Consider the following 18970-nt stretch of genomic DNA (forward strand, 5'->3'; position numbering starts at 1 on the left):
ATAGTTTCCAATCTACTTATATAGTACCATCAAATGGATTATACATATGGAAAAGTTACTCAATTAATCTGCCCTTTACTTCAATAAGCCGCCAAACAATGTTGGCAGCCTGTTGTCATGAAACTATCTAGTACCCGTTAGCTTAATTCCGAGAACCCTCGGCAGACCAAGGGGACTTGTCCCCCGCAGCTTGAATACTATGTGATGTCACAATCCTCTTCGATAAACCTTATAAAATCTAAGCATTCCATATTCTTGTTACTTCTTCTAATTCTAAGTCCTCGAATTGCATTTTATAGATATCTGGTTTCTTTAATTGATTCAAAAACTCCAAGTCAAAAGCTGGATCAAAATGATTCATCATTAAAGTCATTACAAGACCATGAGTCCCGACTACTATTTTCTTCCCTCTGTGCTCTTTTAATATGGGTTTTAGAACTGAGATTGCTCTTTTCTGACAAGCAGCATTAGACTCTCCACCCGGCAAGGTATAATTAGGGTCATTAAAACTCTCTCTGATACTAGACATTAACTCTGCATTTTCAATAATATAAGATGCAAAATGACGTTCTCTAAGATCTTCAAATGCTTTAATATCTAACTTTAAATGCTCGGCCAATCACTCAACACTAAGAATTGCTCGAGTATAAGGACTTGATATAATCATGTCTATTCCTTCACCTATAAGTAACTTCGTTACTTTTTCAATATCGATCTTCCCTTTTGGGGTAAGCCCTCTTGTTCTTTCATTTCCTTCATTGTATGGTGATTCTCCATGCCTAACCATATAGATAATTGTCTTCATACAGGCCTCCTTTAGATGCTTTCATTAAATATCACACTGTGACTTCACATAACGTTATATTCATAAAGTTTATAAAATTATCCAACTCAGAAAATAATTCTTGTTTATTCAACAGTGAACGGCGGCTTTTTACCACAAGCCATTACAAAGTTCATCATCACAAAGGCTTCAGGGGAATTTCTAATATTCTCGGATAATTGTTTAATCTGATTATACTCTTCATCATTGATAATCCCTTTATTGTAGAATATGGTAAATCGGTTAATATCAAACTGCCTTTCGAAGCTATCAATTCCATGAAGATCACTATGCTTAACAACAATATCAAAATCTAATTCAATATAACCTGCCTTGGTTAAAAGTCGTGGTAAACTTCTTCCGATATATCGGTTTCCTCCTTTTGACGCTTGATAATCGGCGAGTTTCTGTAATACAGAAGGTAATAAACTTAGATTCGGGTTAACTACTCCAAAAATACCGTCATCAATATCGATGATCACTAGTTTTCCGCCTGGCTTTAATACACGAAAAATTTCACTAGCGGCTTCAAGCGGATTATGTAAATGAAGAAAAAGTAACCTTGCAATAGCAAAATCATACGAATTATCAGGTAGTCCAGTATCATACACAGATGAGTTTACAAACTTCAGTTTTGATGGTGGGATATTGACTAACCTGCTTTTAGCTTCGTCTATCAATGTTGAATTAATCTCTAAAGCAGTTATTTCAATATCCTGAGAGCTTTTGATGAGCTGTTCGGTAAAGAAACCTGGACCACTGCCGACTTCTAATATGCTCATGCCGTCCTGCAATCCATACCATCCTAAGTTACGAAACTCTTTATCCCACCCCATCGTAGCTTGGGCTTTTAATCGCTCAACTTCGGCTTGAAAACCGAGAGTAGCATTTCTAATGTTGTATGTAGAATTATGCACTTTCATATGTCACCTCCGAATTATTAGTAAGCCATTTGCATATGTTTCAAAGTCCGCGCTCTACTAATTATAAAACATGTAATATAGTGGAAAACAATAAATTAATTGTTTGATATTTTCATATTTTTATTGATCAAAACTGCCCGTTACTTGAACAGGCTGCCGTTTATGACGGGAGCCTAGTGTCGTTGTGCTATCGTACCCGTTAGTTCAACCTAAACTCCATTTTTCTACTCTTCGTTGTCATTCCGAATGATTCATAAAATAAAAATGCAGAAGCATTGTTCTCCGATACCCCTAATTCAATACTATCAACTTTCAGACTTCCTCCGAAATCAATAACATATTGCATAAGTCTCTTTCCAACGCCCTTATTTCTGTACGTTTCGGAAACACACAAACTATTTACATATAATATCTTTCTCGCATTAACAAATGAATTTTCAGTTATGTCTTCTTCCTTCGTCACAACTACTCCGATTATCTCTAAGCCTATGGTAGCAACAAAAATATGCTGTTTGGGATCAATTAGCTGGCTTAAGAAGAATTCCTTCCCGACTGGAGTTGGGTTTTCTTTATACAAATCGGGTCTTTCAAAAACGTGGAGATCATGAACCTGCCTAAACAAAGGTAACAAAAACTCGTAGTCATCTTGATGAGCGTTTCGGATGGATATATTCATATTTCTGACCTCCAATATTTTAACATATTATACCATGATTTATTTTTAGCCAAAGTAGTTTTATTAAGCAAATCTGCCCGTTACTTCAATAAAGAAAAGAGGAACTGCTCAGCTGCAGATCCTCAACTATAGTATCCGTTAGTACAATGAAGTACGTATTCTAAAAGTAGCCAAAGACTAGTTCGTCTAATATTTTTATAATCAAGATTGTTGTAAAACCACCTAGAAGTAAACCCAAAGAAATATATCTAGTTTTAAAAATATATCTAATCAAAACAGCTACTATTATTCCAATTATGGAAAAAGCAATTGCTAAAATAAAGGCACCAATAACTTCTTCATATCCACTTTCAAAATCAAATAGAAGAAGTAATGAACTATACGGAAGAGTCATAATGAAAAATCCAATAAAAAATCTGACTACTGGGTTCATCTTCGACTCAACTTTTTCTTTATTCATTTACTTCCCTCCTAAATTTATGAAATTTGTAAACAATTGGTTCACTAAGAAAATTCGCTATTCGATTAAACTATCCTGCCCGTTACTTCAACGAGGCTGCCGATTAATGCCGGCAGCCTCGTCTTGGTTTCTTATTGAACAAACGTTCCTCGTTAGTTGAACAAAGAGAACAGCCCTGCACTTCTCTAACAGTAAGGGCTGTCTCGGGTTATGACAGCCCTACGAACACATGCTATTTTCAATTTATTTCAGCTTGTATTTATAAAAATATTGAAATTATAAATGCATACCCTGCGTAACAGTTTTCCATTCATCTTTGAGCAATCTATATTCAACCCTGTCTTTAATTTCACCATTATGCCAAACAACAGATTTGAAATCAGCCTCTTTAATCATGCCGCATTTTATCATAACTTTTTCTGAGCCAACATTTTCTTTGATACAACCGCATGAAATTCTGAATACATTATTTTCTTCAAAAGCAAAGCGCATTACTTCTTTAAGGGCTTCAGCAGTGTACCCTTTGCCCCAATAATCATCTCTGATAAAGAAACCGACCTCCACAATATTTCCTAGTGGAGTAACAGTAGTTACCGTATAGCCTATCTCACCGATGTGTTCTCCGGTGCGTTTAACTTCGATACGAAAAAAATAATATTTCCTGTCTAATTTTTGGATTTCAGTAATCGCACTTAACAAATTGTTTTTAGATTCATCAAGAGAATGTGTTGCAATATCTTGGAGATAATACATGACCTTTTTGTCTGAAAATAGCGAGTGATGTGTCGGCAAATCATCGAGGTTGTGATCTCGAATAATAGTTCGTTCTGTTTGTAACTGAATCATGACTTCACCCCTTATTGGTCTCCATTTCAAACATAGTAATTCCCCCCTTATCCATGAACTCTCTATACACCGAGAATCAACAAACCAGACGAGAGTTTTTTCGATGCACTGACCAACATTACCATAAAAATCTTTCCATAACCGAAGCACGGCTGCCAGTTAACTTAATCAGTACAGCCAAATTTCGTTTATCCACCAATCCGCTTCAAAACGTCTGTCGGGAATGGGATAAAGTTCTTGTCATTTGGTTTTGACAATAACTTTATCCCATAAAACAAAAAAGCCGCGATTTACGCGACCTTTAATGAGATAATGTTCTTGTCACCCGACAATATTAATGCCAATGAATCAAAATTTTTATAAGTTCAACTGCTTTAAATATATTGTTACACTTCATTTACAAGTTATACTCCATACGGGCCAGCCTCTCGCTGCTGCATACGATTTGCCCATCAACGGTCAAAGTATACCCTTGAGGTAGAGAGCCCCCCTGCTTGCTGTAGCTCACATCGATCTGGTGACCGGCGGCATGAATGCCGCTCAGGTAAAAATAGTCCAAACTAATATTCACGGGATCGAGTACGATCCGTTTCTCCTCGATGGTGAGTCCGGCCACATGCCGGATCAGCAAATCGATATAATAGGAGTGGTTATAATCGACTTCATCGCTCAGCGCTTCACCCGTCTGGCTGCTGTAATGCTCGACCAAATACGGTCGTTTCAGATCTCGGTTCGAAAAATGCAGCATCGCATATTCCCGCAAATAGTAGCCGAACCTCTCATCTAAGGTGTGCTGCCTACGTTTACTTTCCGCCGCAAGCGCGTCGAGTACAATGCTGTTTGTATATGGCCAAGTCGGTCCATCCCAGACACAGCCGTTACGGCCCTTGAAGAAATGCCCCTGCCAACCGCCTTCTGGCTGATACACCGGGCAATCCGCGGACACGGAAGGAAACGCACACGGCGTATTGAACTCACTGTCGACGAACGCATGAAGCAGGCCTTCGTCGTGTTCGCTTTCCGTGATTTGAGCCCAATATGGGTAAAACCCGACCACATTTTTGACGAAGGCCTTATCATCGTTCTCATAGTGTAAATCGTAGAAAAACGTAGAGTCCGCATCCCACATTTTGTTTAAAATATCGCACCGTATCTCTCCTGCCAGCTCCCGGTACTGCGGTGCTTCAGCATCTCCCAGCGCTTCGCACAGACGGGTCACTCCCGTACTGTTCAAATAGTGGTACACCGAGCGGTCGACTCTTTTTAAAGGCGTAAATGTATTCGGATCCTTGATGTCCTTCGGGAACTGATGAAAATACCAGTAGCTCGGCTGATATTCCTTCCCAGTCCGGTTATGCGTATATTCCGTTAACAGCTTGTCGCTGCGGTTGCCGAGCTTCTGCCCTTCCCCGTTAACTTGTGCCTTCAAGGAAGGCAGGATTTCCCGGATGAACGCAATATCGCGATGAACCAAATAATACTGATACGCGGCCCAGCCCATGAAATTGGCGTACGAATGCAGCGTTTGGTTGACGAATAAGCAGCGGTAGAATCCTTCATCATCCTGACTTGCCTTCATGTTGCTCATAACGCCTTTGCCGAGTGCGTTGTCTGGGTACCATCTCGCCTCCAGCAGGTGCATCGGAACGGTCAGTGGGATCATTTTACTAAATTCCCACCCCTTAGGCTCAAAAGGAGTCTTGGACATTTTATGCGAGCGTCCTTCATAAAATAACGGATGCTGCAGACGACCCCACCGCGGGTCGGCCAGGTTATGCCGCAGCACAAACCAGCGGTACTGCCAGGTTTTGTCGAGCAGTGGGTCGCTGGATTCAAACCGGGGCGTCCGGTCGAACCAGCTTTGATAGTCGGACTGCTGCTTCGTGATAATCTCATCCATTCCAGATTCGTTAGCCGTGAACCGTTCGGCTCGTCGGCGCAACTCATCCTCCCCATCCGCTCCTTCGATGCCGAGTGCGGCAGCCACAATCAATTCCACCCTGCCATTAGGTGAAAGCACCAGTCCACTAACCAACTCCGGCTGATTTGACTCTATTTCTGTGCGAATGCGGAACTCATACTGCGGCACGTCGAACACGCCCGAGAAACCGCCACCTTCCCTGACCTGCAGTTTAGCTGAATCTGTATCGAGCTTGAGCACGAGGTCCCGCTCGCCGGTGTTTTCCCAGACTTGGCAGGAGACCGCACAGTCGTCCCAGCTGATAAACTTTTTCTCCGTGTAGCGAAATCCAGGCCCTTCGAATTCCGTCTTCAAGTGACTCGGAAACCAGCTTACGTTAGCCGGCTCGAAAGAACGGCAGCCCTCAGGCTTTACCGTGTACAGCAGCGGGATGTTCAGCTTATGGATGAAATCAATAGCCCCCGCAAAACCCGGAACTGGTTCCACATAATCCGCCCACAAGCGGGCTCCCGTTGGGCCGAGCAAGCAAGCTTTAGGCAGCGTCCGCAAGCTTCGTTTGCCTGACGCCAGCACATCGTCGATTTTGACCTTGGTCGCCATTGCGCCTATCACTCCTCAGCTCGCTACTATAGTTGTAGTAAGGTTCCAGCAATATGCCGGGGACCTCCCGTTCCGGTACCATTATCTTCGTTAAAATAATAAGCAGCCATTACACGCCCGCGCTCCACTTCCACCGCCCGCGGATAACCTAGATCGTAATGTCCGCCGTCGTCCCGGAGGATCATCTCAGCGCCCCACGTGAGGCCAAGGTCTTCACTAATCCGTGCGCGTACCCCGTACGGCGGGCGCCGGAAGCCGTAGACGCAGAACAGTCTGCCGTCCTCGAGCAAGGTGAGATGGATCGTATCTCCGTGATCGTTGATTCTCGAGACGAAAGTCCACGTCCTTCCTCCGTCTTCCGAGGAGTAGAGCTCATCCCACGCACCATCCAGGGACGGCTTGCAGCGTACCGCGACCAGAATGGTGCCGTCCGGCAGCAGAACCGGGGAGGGACAGATCATCCGGTACTCCTGACTCGCCGGCATCATGGACATCAAAGACCAATGGCGGCCCCCATCATAAGAAGCATAAACGACCGGGCGGTCGTAATTGTTGTTCTTCGGCCTGGCGGTTAGGAATAGCAAAATGACGCCGTCCGGGCGAACTAGATAGGACGGGCGCCCTTGGAACCGCGGGATGCCGCATTGCGGCAGCAGTACGGCTGGTCCCCAGCTTTCTCCTCCGTCCTCCGACCACTTGAACCAGGCCTTAGCCTGATCGTCCGCCGAATTGGGCGTCGACCAGCAACTGAGCAGCGTATTTGGATCGGATGAATCCACAGGGCGGCTATAACCCTCTGATTTGCCGAATTTCAATTGATCCGACAGCTCTATGTTGTTGGCTATAGTCGACGGTTGCCCCCAGGTGCGTCCCCCATCGAGACTCCTTGCGGCAGCAATTCGGCCGAACGTCTCTACCCGGTTATGGTTCCGGTTCCCAGGGATGGAATAATCGCATGTGATATTCATAAAGGCGACTAAAATATTGTTTTTGTTTATTTTCCACATGCCAGCGTTGAAAGGCCACGAGCAAAATTCAACTTCGTTGCGGTAAATGGTCACGTGTTCCATCTCCACCGGCTTGTAAGGTTTCTCATATTTCATAAAATTACAGCTCCTCTCCATTCGTCTCCATTAGATTGATGTAATAAATCGCCTCCGGTACAGGCTCGTCACCGTCGCCCACATCCCCGCCTTGCACCCTTGTCTCCAAATGAGGATCTCGTCGGACGGGACCCGTACGGAACGTAATTCTTTCAACGGAAAGCACCGGGGCAAAGAACCGGAATTTCTTCTTGATCCCTCCTATGGCAAGCTCATAATTTTGCAGCACCGCATCTACCGAGATCGCCACATCGTACCAAACTCCGGCCTCATAGGGATGAACTTCCACATAGTACCCTTGATTCAAAACCCGAATATATCCGTTGCTGTCGAATACGACACGAAGCGGCGCCGTGCTTTTGCCGTCGCAGCATTCGATAAACAGCTGACCGTGATCGGATTGCCCTGCCGAAATTTTGCAGCGGATCTCCACCCTCCGGCTCTCCGGAAATACCCGCTCCGCTTTGGCGTAATCATAAGGGTCCCGGTCGGCGAGTCGCAGGCTTTTATCCGCCATGGAAGGAAAATCCTCCACGGTGACAGGCGCCCATAACGGACTGTATATATTCCACCCCGGAACAGGACCTCCGCTCACCAGATCGGTAAACTCATCGCGGACATGCGAATGAATCCGATCCTGGACGGGAACCGGAATCTCGCAGACCCAAATATCCTCTTTATTCATGCTGTAGGTGATCCAGAGGCTGCCTCGCGGTGGCATGCCGTTGGCGGCCTCGATACCACGCACATAATTCAAGCCGTAATCTTTATGCTGCCCTCCGTATCTTCGAGGTGGCACCTCTCCGCCTGCCAGCAGCATCCGGTCGAAATCGGTTCCATTCTCCCCGGTGACGATGGCGAGAGGCCAGCGGTGCGTTCCGGTCGGGGAAGGATTATAGACGAGGGCATAGTTGCCGTCGGACGTTTGCTGACCCCATATTTTCGCACCCGCCATGATCAGGGATGGGACGTCCTCAACGAGAGACCACGTCCTCCCTTCATCTGAGCTTATCGCCGCATTGGACGATTTCCACAACCCGACGATCCGGCCATCCGGCAAACGGTAATAGGACAAGGCGCGCTGCTCTTCCACTGCATAAAATCCGTCCGAGCTTCGGTCCTCCTCCCACCACTGCAGTGTCGCCAGCTTGTCGGTCAGCAGCGCCTCGCACGCATCCAGAAACGCCGCATCCGGACTTTCTCTATAGAAAGGAAATTGCGTATTCTCTTCATCCCATCCGGCGTGACCGTTGTATCGGATAAAATAAATCGGGCCGAAGGCACCGTCTATCCCAATTTCGCGTACCACCCTGCCGATCCCTAATCCGTCGTTCGGCTTATCCTTCGGAGTCGGGCAGAAGCCATAAAACCCGAGCGCCAGCAGCTTGCCGCCGGGGCTCACGTAAAAGCCCATCCGCTGATGCATGACTGCTGCTGTACCCGCTTGCAGGACAACTCCGTCCGGCCTCCGCACATCTTCGGCCAAGCGGTATTGCGGAAACACAACCAGCGGCTTGCCCCAGTGAATCCCGTCCCTGGAGGTGACGAGCAGCGTTTGGCCCGGTGGAACATGCTCGCTCACTGGGTCGCTTAAATATTCTAAATAGAAGGTTTCGTTCCAATAAGCCAGCATTGGAGCGTGATTATACGTCCAGCCGAAGCCATCCGCCCATTCGGGATGAGAGCGATTGGCCCGCAGCACCTGATAATGCTGCACCCCGACAGCCGGCCGGAGCTGTCCGTGATGATAATCCAGATTTGCAATTTCTCCGCCGGTATACCGAACCGGTCCACTTAATTGATCCAATTTACATCACCCTTTCAGCGAGCCCATAAGCATGCCCTGTGTAAAATATCTTTGTGCGAACGGATAAACGAGCAAAATCGGAAAGATTGCGAGCACGATGACGGCGGCCTCGATATTTTTGGGCAGCAAGGTATATCCGTCGCTTACCACGTTCTCCAGCGTCGTGCTACCCGGATCTGGTCGGATGACCAGATTGTACAGTATCAGCTGAATCGGGTGCATCGCTTTATCCCGGAGGTAGATCATCGGCGTCAGGAAAGAATTCCAGATGTTTACCGAATAAAACACGCCTATCGTAGCCAAAACGGGAGTGGACAGCGGAAAATATACCTTGCACATGATTTGAATATCGTTGGCTCCATCGATAAAAGCCGATTCCTCCAACTCATATGGTAACGTATCCAAGAAAGAGCGGGTTACGATCAACAGGAAGGTGCTGATTGCACCCGGCAGAATCATGATCCACCTAGAATCTACCAAGCCCAGCTTCTGGTTGATCAGGTAGTTGGGGATTAACCCGGCGTCGAAGATCCAGGCTATTAGGAACAGCATCATAATAGCGTAGCGACCCTTCAATCTTTTTTTGGACAGCGCATAGGCCGTGATAAACGTCATCATCACCGCAAACGCAGTACCGACGACAGCATAGAACACCGAATTGTAGAACCCTTGTGTGATGCCAAGCCGCGGATTGTTCAAGATGTATTTGTAGGTTTCTAAGTTGAAGCCTTCCGGCCACAAATACACTTTGCCTGACATCACTTGCACGCCGTCGCTCACAGAAACGGCGGCGATATTAATGAAAGGATAAATGCAGATGACAGACAAGAGAAGAAGCATCACATGATTGATGTAATCGAACGGTTGCGTTTTCGTATTCACTGCCTGCCACCTCCTAGAAAAGTCGGGTATCTGAATATTTTTTGGCCGCCTGATTTGCCCCGTACACCATGAGTAAAGCGACAATGGACTGGAAAATACCAATGGCCGCCCCCTTGCTGTAATCGGTAAAGCCCTTGGAAGCGAAGCCGACCCGGTATACGTAACTTTGGATGACGTCCGCCGTCTCGTATACGCTCGGATTGTACATGAGCAAAATTTTATCCAAATCCACAGAAAGAATGTGTCCAATATTAATAATGAACATCACGACAATGATGTTAGAGATGGACGGCAGCGTAACGTACCACATTTTCTGCCAGCGGTTCGCTCCGTCCATCTCCGCCGCCTCGTAGAGGTGCGGATCTATCCCGGTGATCGCCGCCAAATAAATGATTGCGCCGTAGCCGAAGGAGTGCCACACGCTAAGGCTCACATAGATCGAACGAAACCAGCCGGCATCCGCCATGAAAAAGATCGGCTCTAAACCGAGGTGCTGCAGTAACATGTTGACCAGACCGCTCTGCGGAGACAAGAAGGTGTACGCGATGCCAACCGTAACGGCGGAAGAAATAAAGTAAGGGAAGAAGCTAAACGACTGTACGAACCGTTTGACCAATTTGACCCGAACCTCGTTAAGGAACAAAGCGAAAATGATCGGAACCGGGAAGCCGAACAGCAGATTATAAAAGGCGAGCAGGATCGTGTTTTTGATCAGCACTAGCGAATATGGGTCCTTGAAGAAGTTGATGAAATGCTTGAAACCGACCCACGGACTGTCGAACACGCCTTTGAATGGACTGTAGTCCTGAAATGCGATCACGATGCCGAATAACGGCAAGTATTTAAAAAGCACCATATGGATAAGTCCCGGAAGCAGTAGAAGGTACAGCAACCGGGTATTCCAAAAATAGAGGAGCAGCGTTCGCCTCACTGGCTTGGCCGCCGCCGACTTGGATTGAGTAAGTGTGGAATTCATGCCGATTACTCCTTCGCTTAACGATTACTTTTTGTTCAACGTATTGTAAGCGGCTTGATCGATTTCGACGACTCGTTTGTAGCCAAGCTTCTCCATTTCGGTCAAAAAAGCTTCGAATTCGGACATCGGACGTTTGCCGCTTGCGAATTTGACAATGTTGGCGTTTAACGCCTCGTTAACTTTGGCCGCTAGGTCGGCACGTTCCTTCTGCTGATCTGTACTGTATTTCAGGGCTGGATAATTCTCGGCGTATTTACCGAAATAATCCGAAGCGAAGCTCTTGGTAAAGTCGTCATTGAACTGATAGAACGCCTCGTTATTAACCGGTGCCGGAAACGTGAGACGGTCCTGGAGGAACAGCCAGTTCGGCGTACCGAGCGGCTTGACGACTTCCTCGGCATATGTCTTCAGGAACTCGCGTTTTCCGCTAACCGTTTTGAAGCTTTCGCCTTCTACGCCGTACTGCATGATGGTTTGGCCATCAAGCGAGAACACGAAGTCGAGAAACTTGATGATTTCCGGAGCCTTCTTATCGGCTTTGACATTGATTGCTAGGAAGCGGTTATCCGGATAACGTGCGTTCGTGGATCTCTTTGCCTGTTTGCCGTCGAGCCCCATCGGATAAGGAAGAACCTTCATCGAATAATTCGGATCGTTTTTCTTCCCGCCGTTCACCATAAATAAGGAAGGCCGTGTAAAAAAGTCATCCGATACCGCGCCGTTGCCGATGAGCATCTTCGTTTGCCACGATTCCTCCGTCGCCGCTCCGGCGACCCATTCTGGATCGATCAGTTTCTCGTCGTACAGCTGCTTATACCACTCCAGTAATTTCTTGAAGCCCGGCGCATAAATATCCGTGCCCGATCCGATGGAATAGATACCTTGCACTTTGCCGTTCTCGATGCGGTCCTGAGCTCCAAACACTGACTGGAATTTGAGGAAGCCGTCTCTTCCGTTGAACGGGTAGAAGTTCTTGTTGTCCGCGTACGCCGCTTTCAGCTTGCGGAATGCATCCGTTAGCTCCTCGATGGTGCGAGGTTCTTTGCTGATGCCCGCTTTCTTGAACATATCCTCCCGGTAGAACGTTACCCCGGAGATTTTCGGGTACTCCTGCGTAAGACCATAAATCTTGCCATCGGACGCCGTAATCATCGATTTGTAATCGGGGTTAGCGTCAATATATTTCTTGATGTTTGGTGCGTATTTATCGATCAGTGGCTTCAGGTCCAGGAACGCGCCCTGGGTGCCATATACTTCCGCTTGGGCGATATTAACGATCCCCGTATCCGGGAAGTCGCCAGAGGCGATCTTCAAGTCAATATTTTTGTAGTATTGTGCGCCGACGCCACCATCGATCAGATTCACATCGGCATTTCCCTTCTCCAGTAGAACCTTATACCAGTTCAGATCGAGTGCCCACTTCACAAACTTGCTTTCCATCGTATAAGAAAAAGAAACCTTCTGCTTGGTCTCGCTCTTCTCTTGGGTTTTAGGCGCATCCTTAGGAGTATCGGCGGCATTATTTCCGCTGCATGCGGCGAGCATGGAGGTGAGAGGTAATAGAACAGCAATCCCTATGATCCATGCTTTAGGCCTTTGACTACGATAACGAAACATTGACGTAACCTCCTCGAAAGTTTAGCTTGTAAATTTAATCAATCGGAGCAGCTCTTCATTAATTTTGTCGCTTGTCGGTGATACCGGGGCTCTCGCATTTCCCGCAGGCAGTCCGAGCATGTTCATGGTCGCCTTGAGCGCGGATGGCAGCGTCCCTTGCTGAATGGCAGCGCGAATCGGCCGCAGTTGGTTTTGGAACTTCTGGGCATCCGTAATCTGACCATTTTTCCAGCATTCGTAGATGGAAACGACCAACTGGGGAGCAAGGTTCGCCGTCGCAGCAATTGCCCCTTTTCCCCCCGCCAGCAAGGTCCAGAGGATGAGCGAATCCGTACCTGCCAATACCGAGAAATCTGGATCCACCCTATCTAGATATTGAAGGATGTTATCGAAGTTGCCGCTGCTGTCTTTGATGCCGACGATGTTCGGCAGCTTCGACAGCTCTCCTACCGTATTCGGCTCAAGCGAAACGCCGGTTCGGGAAGGAATGTTATAGAGAAGGATTGGAAGCGATGTCGACGCCGACAGCGTATGATAATGGTAGAGCAGCTCTTTTTGGCTGAACGGCAGAAAATAAGGCGTGATGACGGATAAAGCGTCGATTTTCAACCGTTCCATTTCTCTGGACAACTTAACGACCTCTTTGGTGCTGATCCCGCCGGTTCCCATATACACGGCAACCCGACCTTTGGTTTCATCCGCTACGATCTCTGCGATTCGTACCTTTTCATCATAAGAAAGTGAGAAAAATTCACCGTTGGTTCCTAAGCAGAAAATTCCGTGAGCCCCTGCGTCGATAAATCGGTTTACCAGCTGGCGGATCGCCTGCTCGTTAATTTCATCGTTTTCGGTAAAGGGCGTTATCATAGCGGGAATGATACCTTCCGGTTTAAACATGAGCATTAACCCCTTATTAGTTAACTGATTTGGAAAAGCATGTGAAGACGGAAGCTGTAGAGAACATTGCTCGGCAACACCTCCTGCATGAAATTCCCTTTATGGGAGCAACTTCTTATAGATGGCATGGATATCCGGAACAGATACCCGCTTAGGGTTGTTGTTTAAAAAACGTTGGCCTTGGCGGCCGCTTCGGCAATCTGTGGCAGTCACCGACCGATACACCATATTCGCTGAGATTTTGCGGAGTTTGCTCTCCCAGGTCAATTCCTGGATCTGTGCAACAACTTGTTCTGCTTTAACCTCTTTGGACGCTCTGTGCGTCTTCTGCCCAATGGCTTCCACTACGTGAACCAGCTTCTCCGCGATTGAATTCATATTGAATTCCGTGACATGAGGCAGCAGATTATACACGCCCTTTAGTCGAAATGATTGCGCTTACATTTAAACTGGAACTTAATATCCAAGAAAAAGTATTCTCCCTGTATGTGCTTCATTTTCTAATTTACGTGTGTATGTTGTATACATGGTTTGAATATTACACTCACAATATTTTCCTGTCAATCGCCTAAAATTAGGTTATTTAGTCGAATTTTATTACTTTTTTAACCGTATTGACTATACAAATTACTTGGAATACACTAAAAACTAGTATACAACATCCCACAAGGAGGTGATTTCGATAAAAGTAAACTTACCTAAACTTGATAATTCCAGCTTATGGGACAAAACCTATGCTATCTTGAAGGAACGGCTCATTCGCCGGGATTTTAAGCCTAACGAGAAATTGTCCATCCCGGAATTGGCGGAAAAACTTGGCGTTAGCCGCACTCCTATCCGTGATGCTCTTAATCGCTTGGAGATGGAGGGGCTGGTCAAAACCATTTCCAAAGTCGGCACTTTCGTCAAACCGATCGAAGTCGGTGATGTTCTGGACATTATGGACACCCGCCTGATGCTCGAATTTTGGACGGTCGACAAAATTGCTTCTTCGCCTTCTACCAAGGAACTGACTCAGACCCTAACTAAGATGGACGATATTCTAGTCCACTCCTCCCGCTTGATCGATTCCTCCGTATTCGAGTCCTATTTGCAGGCTGATTTTAACCTGGCTTTTCATTTGGAGTTCATCAAATTGGGCAAGAACCAAAAAAACATTGAGATCTATCAGAACCTGATGAATTACCGTTTTGTCGCCATGAAGTCATCTCTTATCTCCAAGGAGATGGTCGTAACCGCCCAGGACCAGCACTATTCCATTATCAACTCGCTAAAGGGCGGAGATATCGGCGACATCAAAAAGGTTATTCAACTGCACATGGAGGATTCCAAGGAACGGCTTCTTAACAAACTTAAAACTAACGGTGGGATCATCTGATTCCGACAGCTAGAGACGCACACTGCTTAACGATACACCTAAGCCGCCGTGGCGTCTTTTCGTTATGTTATTTGTGCATGTAAAAAAAATAAAGAGGTGATTTTGAAGTGAGCGACCTTCAACCACACAGTGATATTGTGAATTTGGCCGATTTCATCGAAACGGGCCGGTTGTACCGCCATCATGAATTGGAGCAAGTGGAGGCCTATCTCCCGACCGGCTGCCGTTCCAACCATGCTTCCAGTTTGGTCGAGCTCGATAACGGAGATCTACTTTGTGCATGGTTTGCCGGCTCGGATGAGGGCACAAGCGACATCAAGATCTATGTCTCCAGATTATCGAAAGGTGTGTCCGTCTGGTCGGAGCCTGTTCGTCTCTCGGAGGATTACACCCGATCGGAGCAAAATCCCGTCTTGTTTCAAGCATCCGACGGAATGCTCTGGCTTCTGTATACCGCTCAAGAAACCCGCGGATGCTCCTTGCAGGAATGGAAGCGCTTGCTAGCCGAGGGTAAAGCGGAAGGTTCCTTCGGGAGGCAGGAAACGTCAGAAATCCGGTGCCGTCTCTCTGCGGACCGCGGCTTGACTTGGGGGCCTATTCAAACGGTATTTTCCAATCCCGGAGCTTTTTGCCGTCAATCCATCGTTGTCTTAAGCAATGGCGATTGGTTGTTCAGCATGTGGTACAGCACGATTTCTGACGGCACCCATTACGGAGGAGACGTTAGCGTTATGCAAATCTCCCGCGACCAAGGGCAATCGTGGGAGGAATACCCCGTCCCGAACAGCCGGGGTCGGGTGCATGCCTCCGTGATCGAACTTGAGCCCGGCAAGTTGATCGCGTTTTTCCGCAGCCGCTCGGCGGACCTCATTTATGTCAGCCGTTCGGCCGATTACGGACGCAACTGGACCTCACCCGAACGCACCGGTCTGCCCAACAATAACTCGTCTATTCGGGCTATCCGGCTGCAAAGCGGAAATATCGCCCTCATCCATAACCCGGTTCAAGCGAACGATGATCCATCTCTCACCGTGTGGCCTTATGACCGTTGTCCGGTGACCATCGCCCTCTCCGAGGACAATGGCGTGAGCTGGCCTTATATGCGTCATATCGCCACGGGGGAAAATTTCTGCGGGGAGCACAATCGAAGCTCCAACCGTCGGTACGAATATCCTTATGTCATTCAAGGCCGAGATGGACTGCTTCACGTGACGTATTCGCATGCAAGCCGGAAGTGTATTAAATATGCGCGTGTGACGGAAGATTGGATTAAGGGGTAGTTGTATGGGAAAAGGAAACTGTTATCCGTCGGAGAGCATGTACTTTCATGACCGTCGGACCCATGCCCGAATTCGCCAGGTGACGAACCACCCTTCTATCCACCACCATCCGTTTTTTATGATTCCTGCCTATGGGGAAGATATGAAGGCACTCTTCTTTATTTCGCACCGGACCGGATCGCCCCAAATTTTCGCTGAGCAGCGCTCCATGGGAAAACTACTCCAGCTCACCGATCGAGACGATCTGGCCGAATGGTCGATTCATCCGTCCTTTAACGGCAGTCACGTATACTTCACGGCCGGCACGGGTTGTTGGAGAATCGATACCGCCACTTTGGAGGAAGAAATGCTTGTGGATCTGGGGCAGGTACAAATGCGGGAAGGCGGAATGATCGCAGCAGGGATGGGCACGACCGCGCTAAGTCGGGATAACCGCTGGTGGGCGGTGCGTTATACCGAGGGCGGACTTGCCTGTTTGGCGGTGATCGATACAGTCACCGGATATATGGACACGATTCTGCGTCGCGACGAAATATCCCACATGCAGTTCTGCCCCGACGATGCCAATCTGCTCTTCTACGCCGGGCCACTGCACGACAGGGTGTGGGTCATTCATCGTGACGGCTCCGGTAACAGGAGACTGTACGAGCGAGATGCAGCGAACAAGGAATGGATCACCCATGAAACGTGGATCCCAGGCACCCACGAGCTCGCTTTTGTCGATTGGCAAAGAGGCATTCGCAGCGTTCATGCGGATACGAGAGAGGTCCGGCAGGTTACCACTTTTAACGCGTGGCATGCCGTATGCAACCGGGAAGGAACCCTCATGGTTGCGGATACAAATTTCCACGATATCGGGTTACAGCTGTTTGACCCCCTCGATCGGATTGGGGCGCCCTCCCTGCTGTGTTATCCGGATGCAACAAACCGAGGCGATCATTGGGGTGGCCCCTTCCCTTATGACAACGGGCCGATCCCGGTGTACGCCCCGCAGCATACTCATCCTCATCCGAGTTTTAGCGCGGATGGCCATTTTATCGTATATACTTCGGATGCCTCAGGTTATGCCCAGGTTTATGAAATCGATTTGAGAGGATGTGCGCATTCGCTATGAGCTCTCTGATGACTCCTAAGGAATCGGTAAAAATCGCCTTAATCGGGACCGGTCAAAGATCCCGAACGATCTATGCCCCGTTGTTCGAAGCGCTTAAGCCGTGGGTGGAGGTGGTCGCCGTCTGCGATCCGTTCAAGCCCAATGCCGAAGACTTGGCAGCACGACTGCAGGTTCCGGCCTACTATAACATCCGCCAGCTGGTGAAGGACCGGCCGATGGAAGCTGCGTTGATCGTCACACCTATCGAGTCGCACCATTCGATTTCCGTGTATTTGTCCAGTCACGGCATTCACAACATGTCCGAAACCACTTGGTGTAATATGATCGTTCAAGCTAAGGAAATGATCGCCGAGGCCCACAAACATAACGTCATCGTACGGGTGGCTGAAAATTTCTTTCGTTACGCTGTCGACCGTTTCGCTCAGAAGGTGAAGCAAGCCGATTATATTGGCCCGATTCGACGAGTTTTTTCCTACAACGACCATACCGGTTTCCACAACAACTCCCGCTGGATCGTGTTCGCCCGCAGCCATCCGCAGTGGGTTCAATCGGTGAAACATACGATGGATACCGCTGAATTTTACTCCACCCCCGAGCGATTCCATGCCCAGGAAACCTTCCGGGCACGGTACTTCATGTTTCCAGATGACCTGATGGTTATAGACCAGGCGGCGAATATTAAAGGATTGCTCGGGAGGCAGACTCGTCCCGGTTATACAGAATGGCAGGGGTTGCGTGGAACACTGGTACACCAGGGCACCTTGTCCACGACGGGCGAAGCGGTGTATTATGCTAAATCGGAAGAGGCAGCTGTGCAGAAGGAACGTCTCCCTGGGGGGAGCGCAACTGAGCTTCGGTATTGCTCCGACGAGGCATTGAAGAGGCATGATCCCTTCCGTCCCGGAGGATTGGCTGACCATATCTCCGAAGTCATCCACGAGGTGCGAGACGGACAGTGGACCCGCACCTACGCCCATACGCCCCACGATACCATCGAGTATGTCAACGAGCTGCATCCGAAAGAGCTGCTCTCCCACCATAACATTGCCTATGGATCCGCGGTGATGGGGCATATCGTCGATTTTGCATTGGCGGTACGCGGAATGTCCGCCGGTGAATTTGACGAACAAGACGGGTTAATGTCTTTGATGATGGAGATCGGCGCCGAGGAGTCGGCGTTGCAGGAAGGTCGGCGAGTAAAGCTGCCACTGGAGGGAGAGCTCGAAGCCGACCGACTGGCACGGCAGAGAATTCAACAGAAGCTGGGCGTGGATCCGCTGGATGTTGAGGGTATGCTCAGTTTCGTGTATCCTAAGCCATGACCCGCATAAGCGGATACCTGCTATTCTTCTTTCGAAGATACAGAGCATTATTTGTGATAAATCAGTGGTAAATAAGTTGTGGGGGAACTTCGGCATCTTATTTTCCATTAAATGTAATTATATAACTTTTTACTGGAATGAATCGGTACAAATGTAGTGCCGATTGTGTTGAGATCCGAAGAATTCAACTAGTAAGACCTTCCTGAAGTGCCGTTTGTATAAAATGGTTATGGTTTCTATAAACACCTTAACGATATGTTAGGGTGTTTATTTTTGCGTGCCTTCCATCCCCCTTATGCCGATAAAACTCCAGTTGACGATCTATCCATAATTGAACTATCGTTC

16 protein-coding genes and 1 pseudogene are annotated in these 18970 nt (G+C 47.9%); 4 read left to right on the forward strand and 13 right to left on the reverse strand.

Annotated elements, in window-relative coordinates:
• Positions 1-238 precede the first annotated feature (238 nt).
• From GC093_RS07820 to GC093_RS07880, 13 genes and pseudogenes are all read right to left on the reverse strand, one after another.
• Positions 239-805: pseudogene (locus tag GC093_RS07820) on the reverse strand (histidine phosphatase family protein).
• A gap of 104 nt (positions 806-909) precedes the next feature.
• The gene (locus GC093_RS07825; RefSeq protein WP_171651316.1) at positions 910-1746 is read right to left on the reverse strand and encodes a class I SAM-dependent methyltransferase; all 837 of its coding nucleotides are present in this window, start codon (positions 1744-1746) and stop codon (positions 910-912) included.
• Positions 1747-1945: 199 nt separating this feature from the next.
• Positions 1946-2422, reverse strand: a complete 477-nt coding sequence (locus GC093_RS07830) for a GNAT family N-acetyltransferase (RefSeq protein WP_171651317.1) — start codon at positions 2420-2422, stop codon at positions 1946-1948.
• A 160-nt stretch (positions 2423-2582) separates the two neighbouring features.
• Complete coding sequence (locus GC093_RS07835) at positions 2583-2882, reverse strand: hypothetical protein (RefSeq protein WP_171651318.1); 300 nt, start codon at positions 2880-2882, stop codon at positions 2583-2585.
• Positions 2883-3158: 276 nt separating this feature from the next.
• Positions 3159-3728 (reverse strand): GNAT family N-acetyltransferase, encoded by a 570-nt coding sequence (locus tag GC093_RS07840; protein WP_171651319.1) that lies wholly within the window; start codon positions 3726-3728, stop codon positions 3159-3161.
• Between the two features lie 397 nt (positions 3729-4125).
• Positions 4126-6222 (reverse strand): MGH1-like glycoside hydrolase domain-containing protein, encoded by a 2097-nt coding sequence (locus GC093_RS07845; protein WP_312886474.1) that lies wholly within the window; start codon positions 6220-6222, stop codon positions 4126-4128.
• A 53-nt stretch (positions 6223-6275) separates the two neighbouring features.
• Positions 6276-7352, reverse strand: coding sequence for a sialidase family protein (locus tag GC093_RS07850; protein ID WP_216624544.1), 1077 nt, complete (start codon positions 7350-7352; stop codon positions 6276-6278).
• 4 nt (positions 7353-7356) lie between these two features.
• Entirely contained in the window at positions 7357-9159 is a 1803-nt protein-coding gene (locus GC093_RS07855) for a sialidase family protein (protein ID WP_171651321.1), read from the reverse strand.
• 6 nt (positions 9160-9165) lie between these two features.
• Positions 9166-10041 carry a carbohydrate ABC transporter permease gene (locus tag GC093_RS35780; protein WP_216624545.1) on the reverse strand — a complete coding sequence of 292 codons (876 nt, stop codon included), beginning with the start codon at positions 10039-10041 and terminating at the stop codon, positions 9166-9168.
• Positions 10042-10054: 13 nt separating this feature from the next.
• Complete coding sequence (locus tag GC093_RS07865; protein ID WP_171651322.1) at positions 10055-11017, reverse strand: ABC transporter permease; 963 nt, start codon at positions 11015-11017, stop codon at positions 10055-10057.
• 24 nt (positions 11018-11041) lie between these two features.
• The gene (locus GC093_RS07870; RefSeq protein ID WP_171651323.1) at positions 11042-12634 is read right to left on the reverse strand and encodes a type 2 periplasmic-binding domain-containing protein; all 1593 of its coding nucleotides are present in this window, start codon (positions 12632-12634) and stop codon (positions 11042-11044) included.
• A 21-nt stretch (positions 12635-12655) separates the two neighbouring features.
• Positions 12656-13531: a 4-hydroxy-tetrahydrodipicolinate synthase gene (gene dapA, locus GC093_RS07875; protein ID WP_171651324.1), complete on the reverse strand. Its 876-nt coding sequence runs from the start codon at positions 13529-13531 to the stop codon at positions 12656-12658.
• Positions 13532-13630: 99 nt separating this feature from the next.
• Entirely contained in the window at positions 13631-13945 is a 315-nt protein-coding gene (locus GC093_RS07880) for a dehydroquinate synthase/iron-containing alcohol dehydrogenase family protein (RefSeq protein ID WP_446686370.1), read from the reverse strand.
• Between the two features lie 259 nt (positions 13946-14204).
• Between GC093_RS07880 and GC093_RS36595 the strand changes: the two genes are divergently transcribed.
• From GC093_RS36595 to GC093_RS07900, 4 genes are all read left to right on the forward strand, one after another.
• Complete coding sequence (locus GC093_RS36595; protein ID WP_171651326.1) at positions 14205-14909, forward strand: GntR family transcriptional regulator; 705 nt, start codon at positions 14205-14207, stop codon at positions 14907-14909.
• A gap of 107 nt (positions 14910-15016) precedes the next feature.
• Positions 15017-16189 (forward strand): sialidase family protein, encoded by a 1173-nt coding sequence (locus GC093_RS07890; RefSeq protein ID WP_312886475.1) that lies wholly within the window; start codon positions 15017-15019, stop codon positions 16187-16189.
• Positions 16190-16193: 4 nt separating this feature from the next.
• Positions 16194-17303, forward strand: a complete 1110-nt coding sequence (locus tag GC093_RS07895) for an oligogalacturonate lyase family protein (RefSeq protein WP_171651327.1) — start codon at positions 16194-16196, stop codon at positions 17301-17303.
• Complete coding sequence (locus tag GC093_RS07900) at positions 17300-18625, forward strand: Gfo/Idh/MocA family protein (protein ID WP_171651328.1); 1326 nt, start codon at positions 17300-17302, stop codon at positions 18623-18625. The genes GC093_RS07895 and GC093_RS07900 overlap by 4 nt, the downstream gene beginning before the upstream one ends.
• The last annotated feature ends 345 nt before the right edge of the window (positions 18626-18970 follow it).

Origin of the sequence: Paenibacillus foliorum (genome assembly GCF_013141765.1) — a bacterium.
GTDB lineage: Bacteria > Bacillota > Bacilli > Paenibacillales > NBRC-103111 > Paenibacillus_S > Paenibacillus_S foliorum.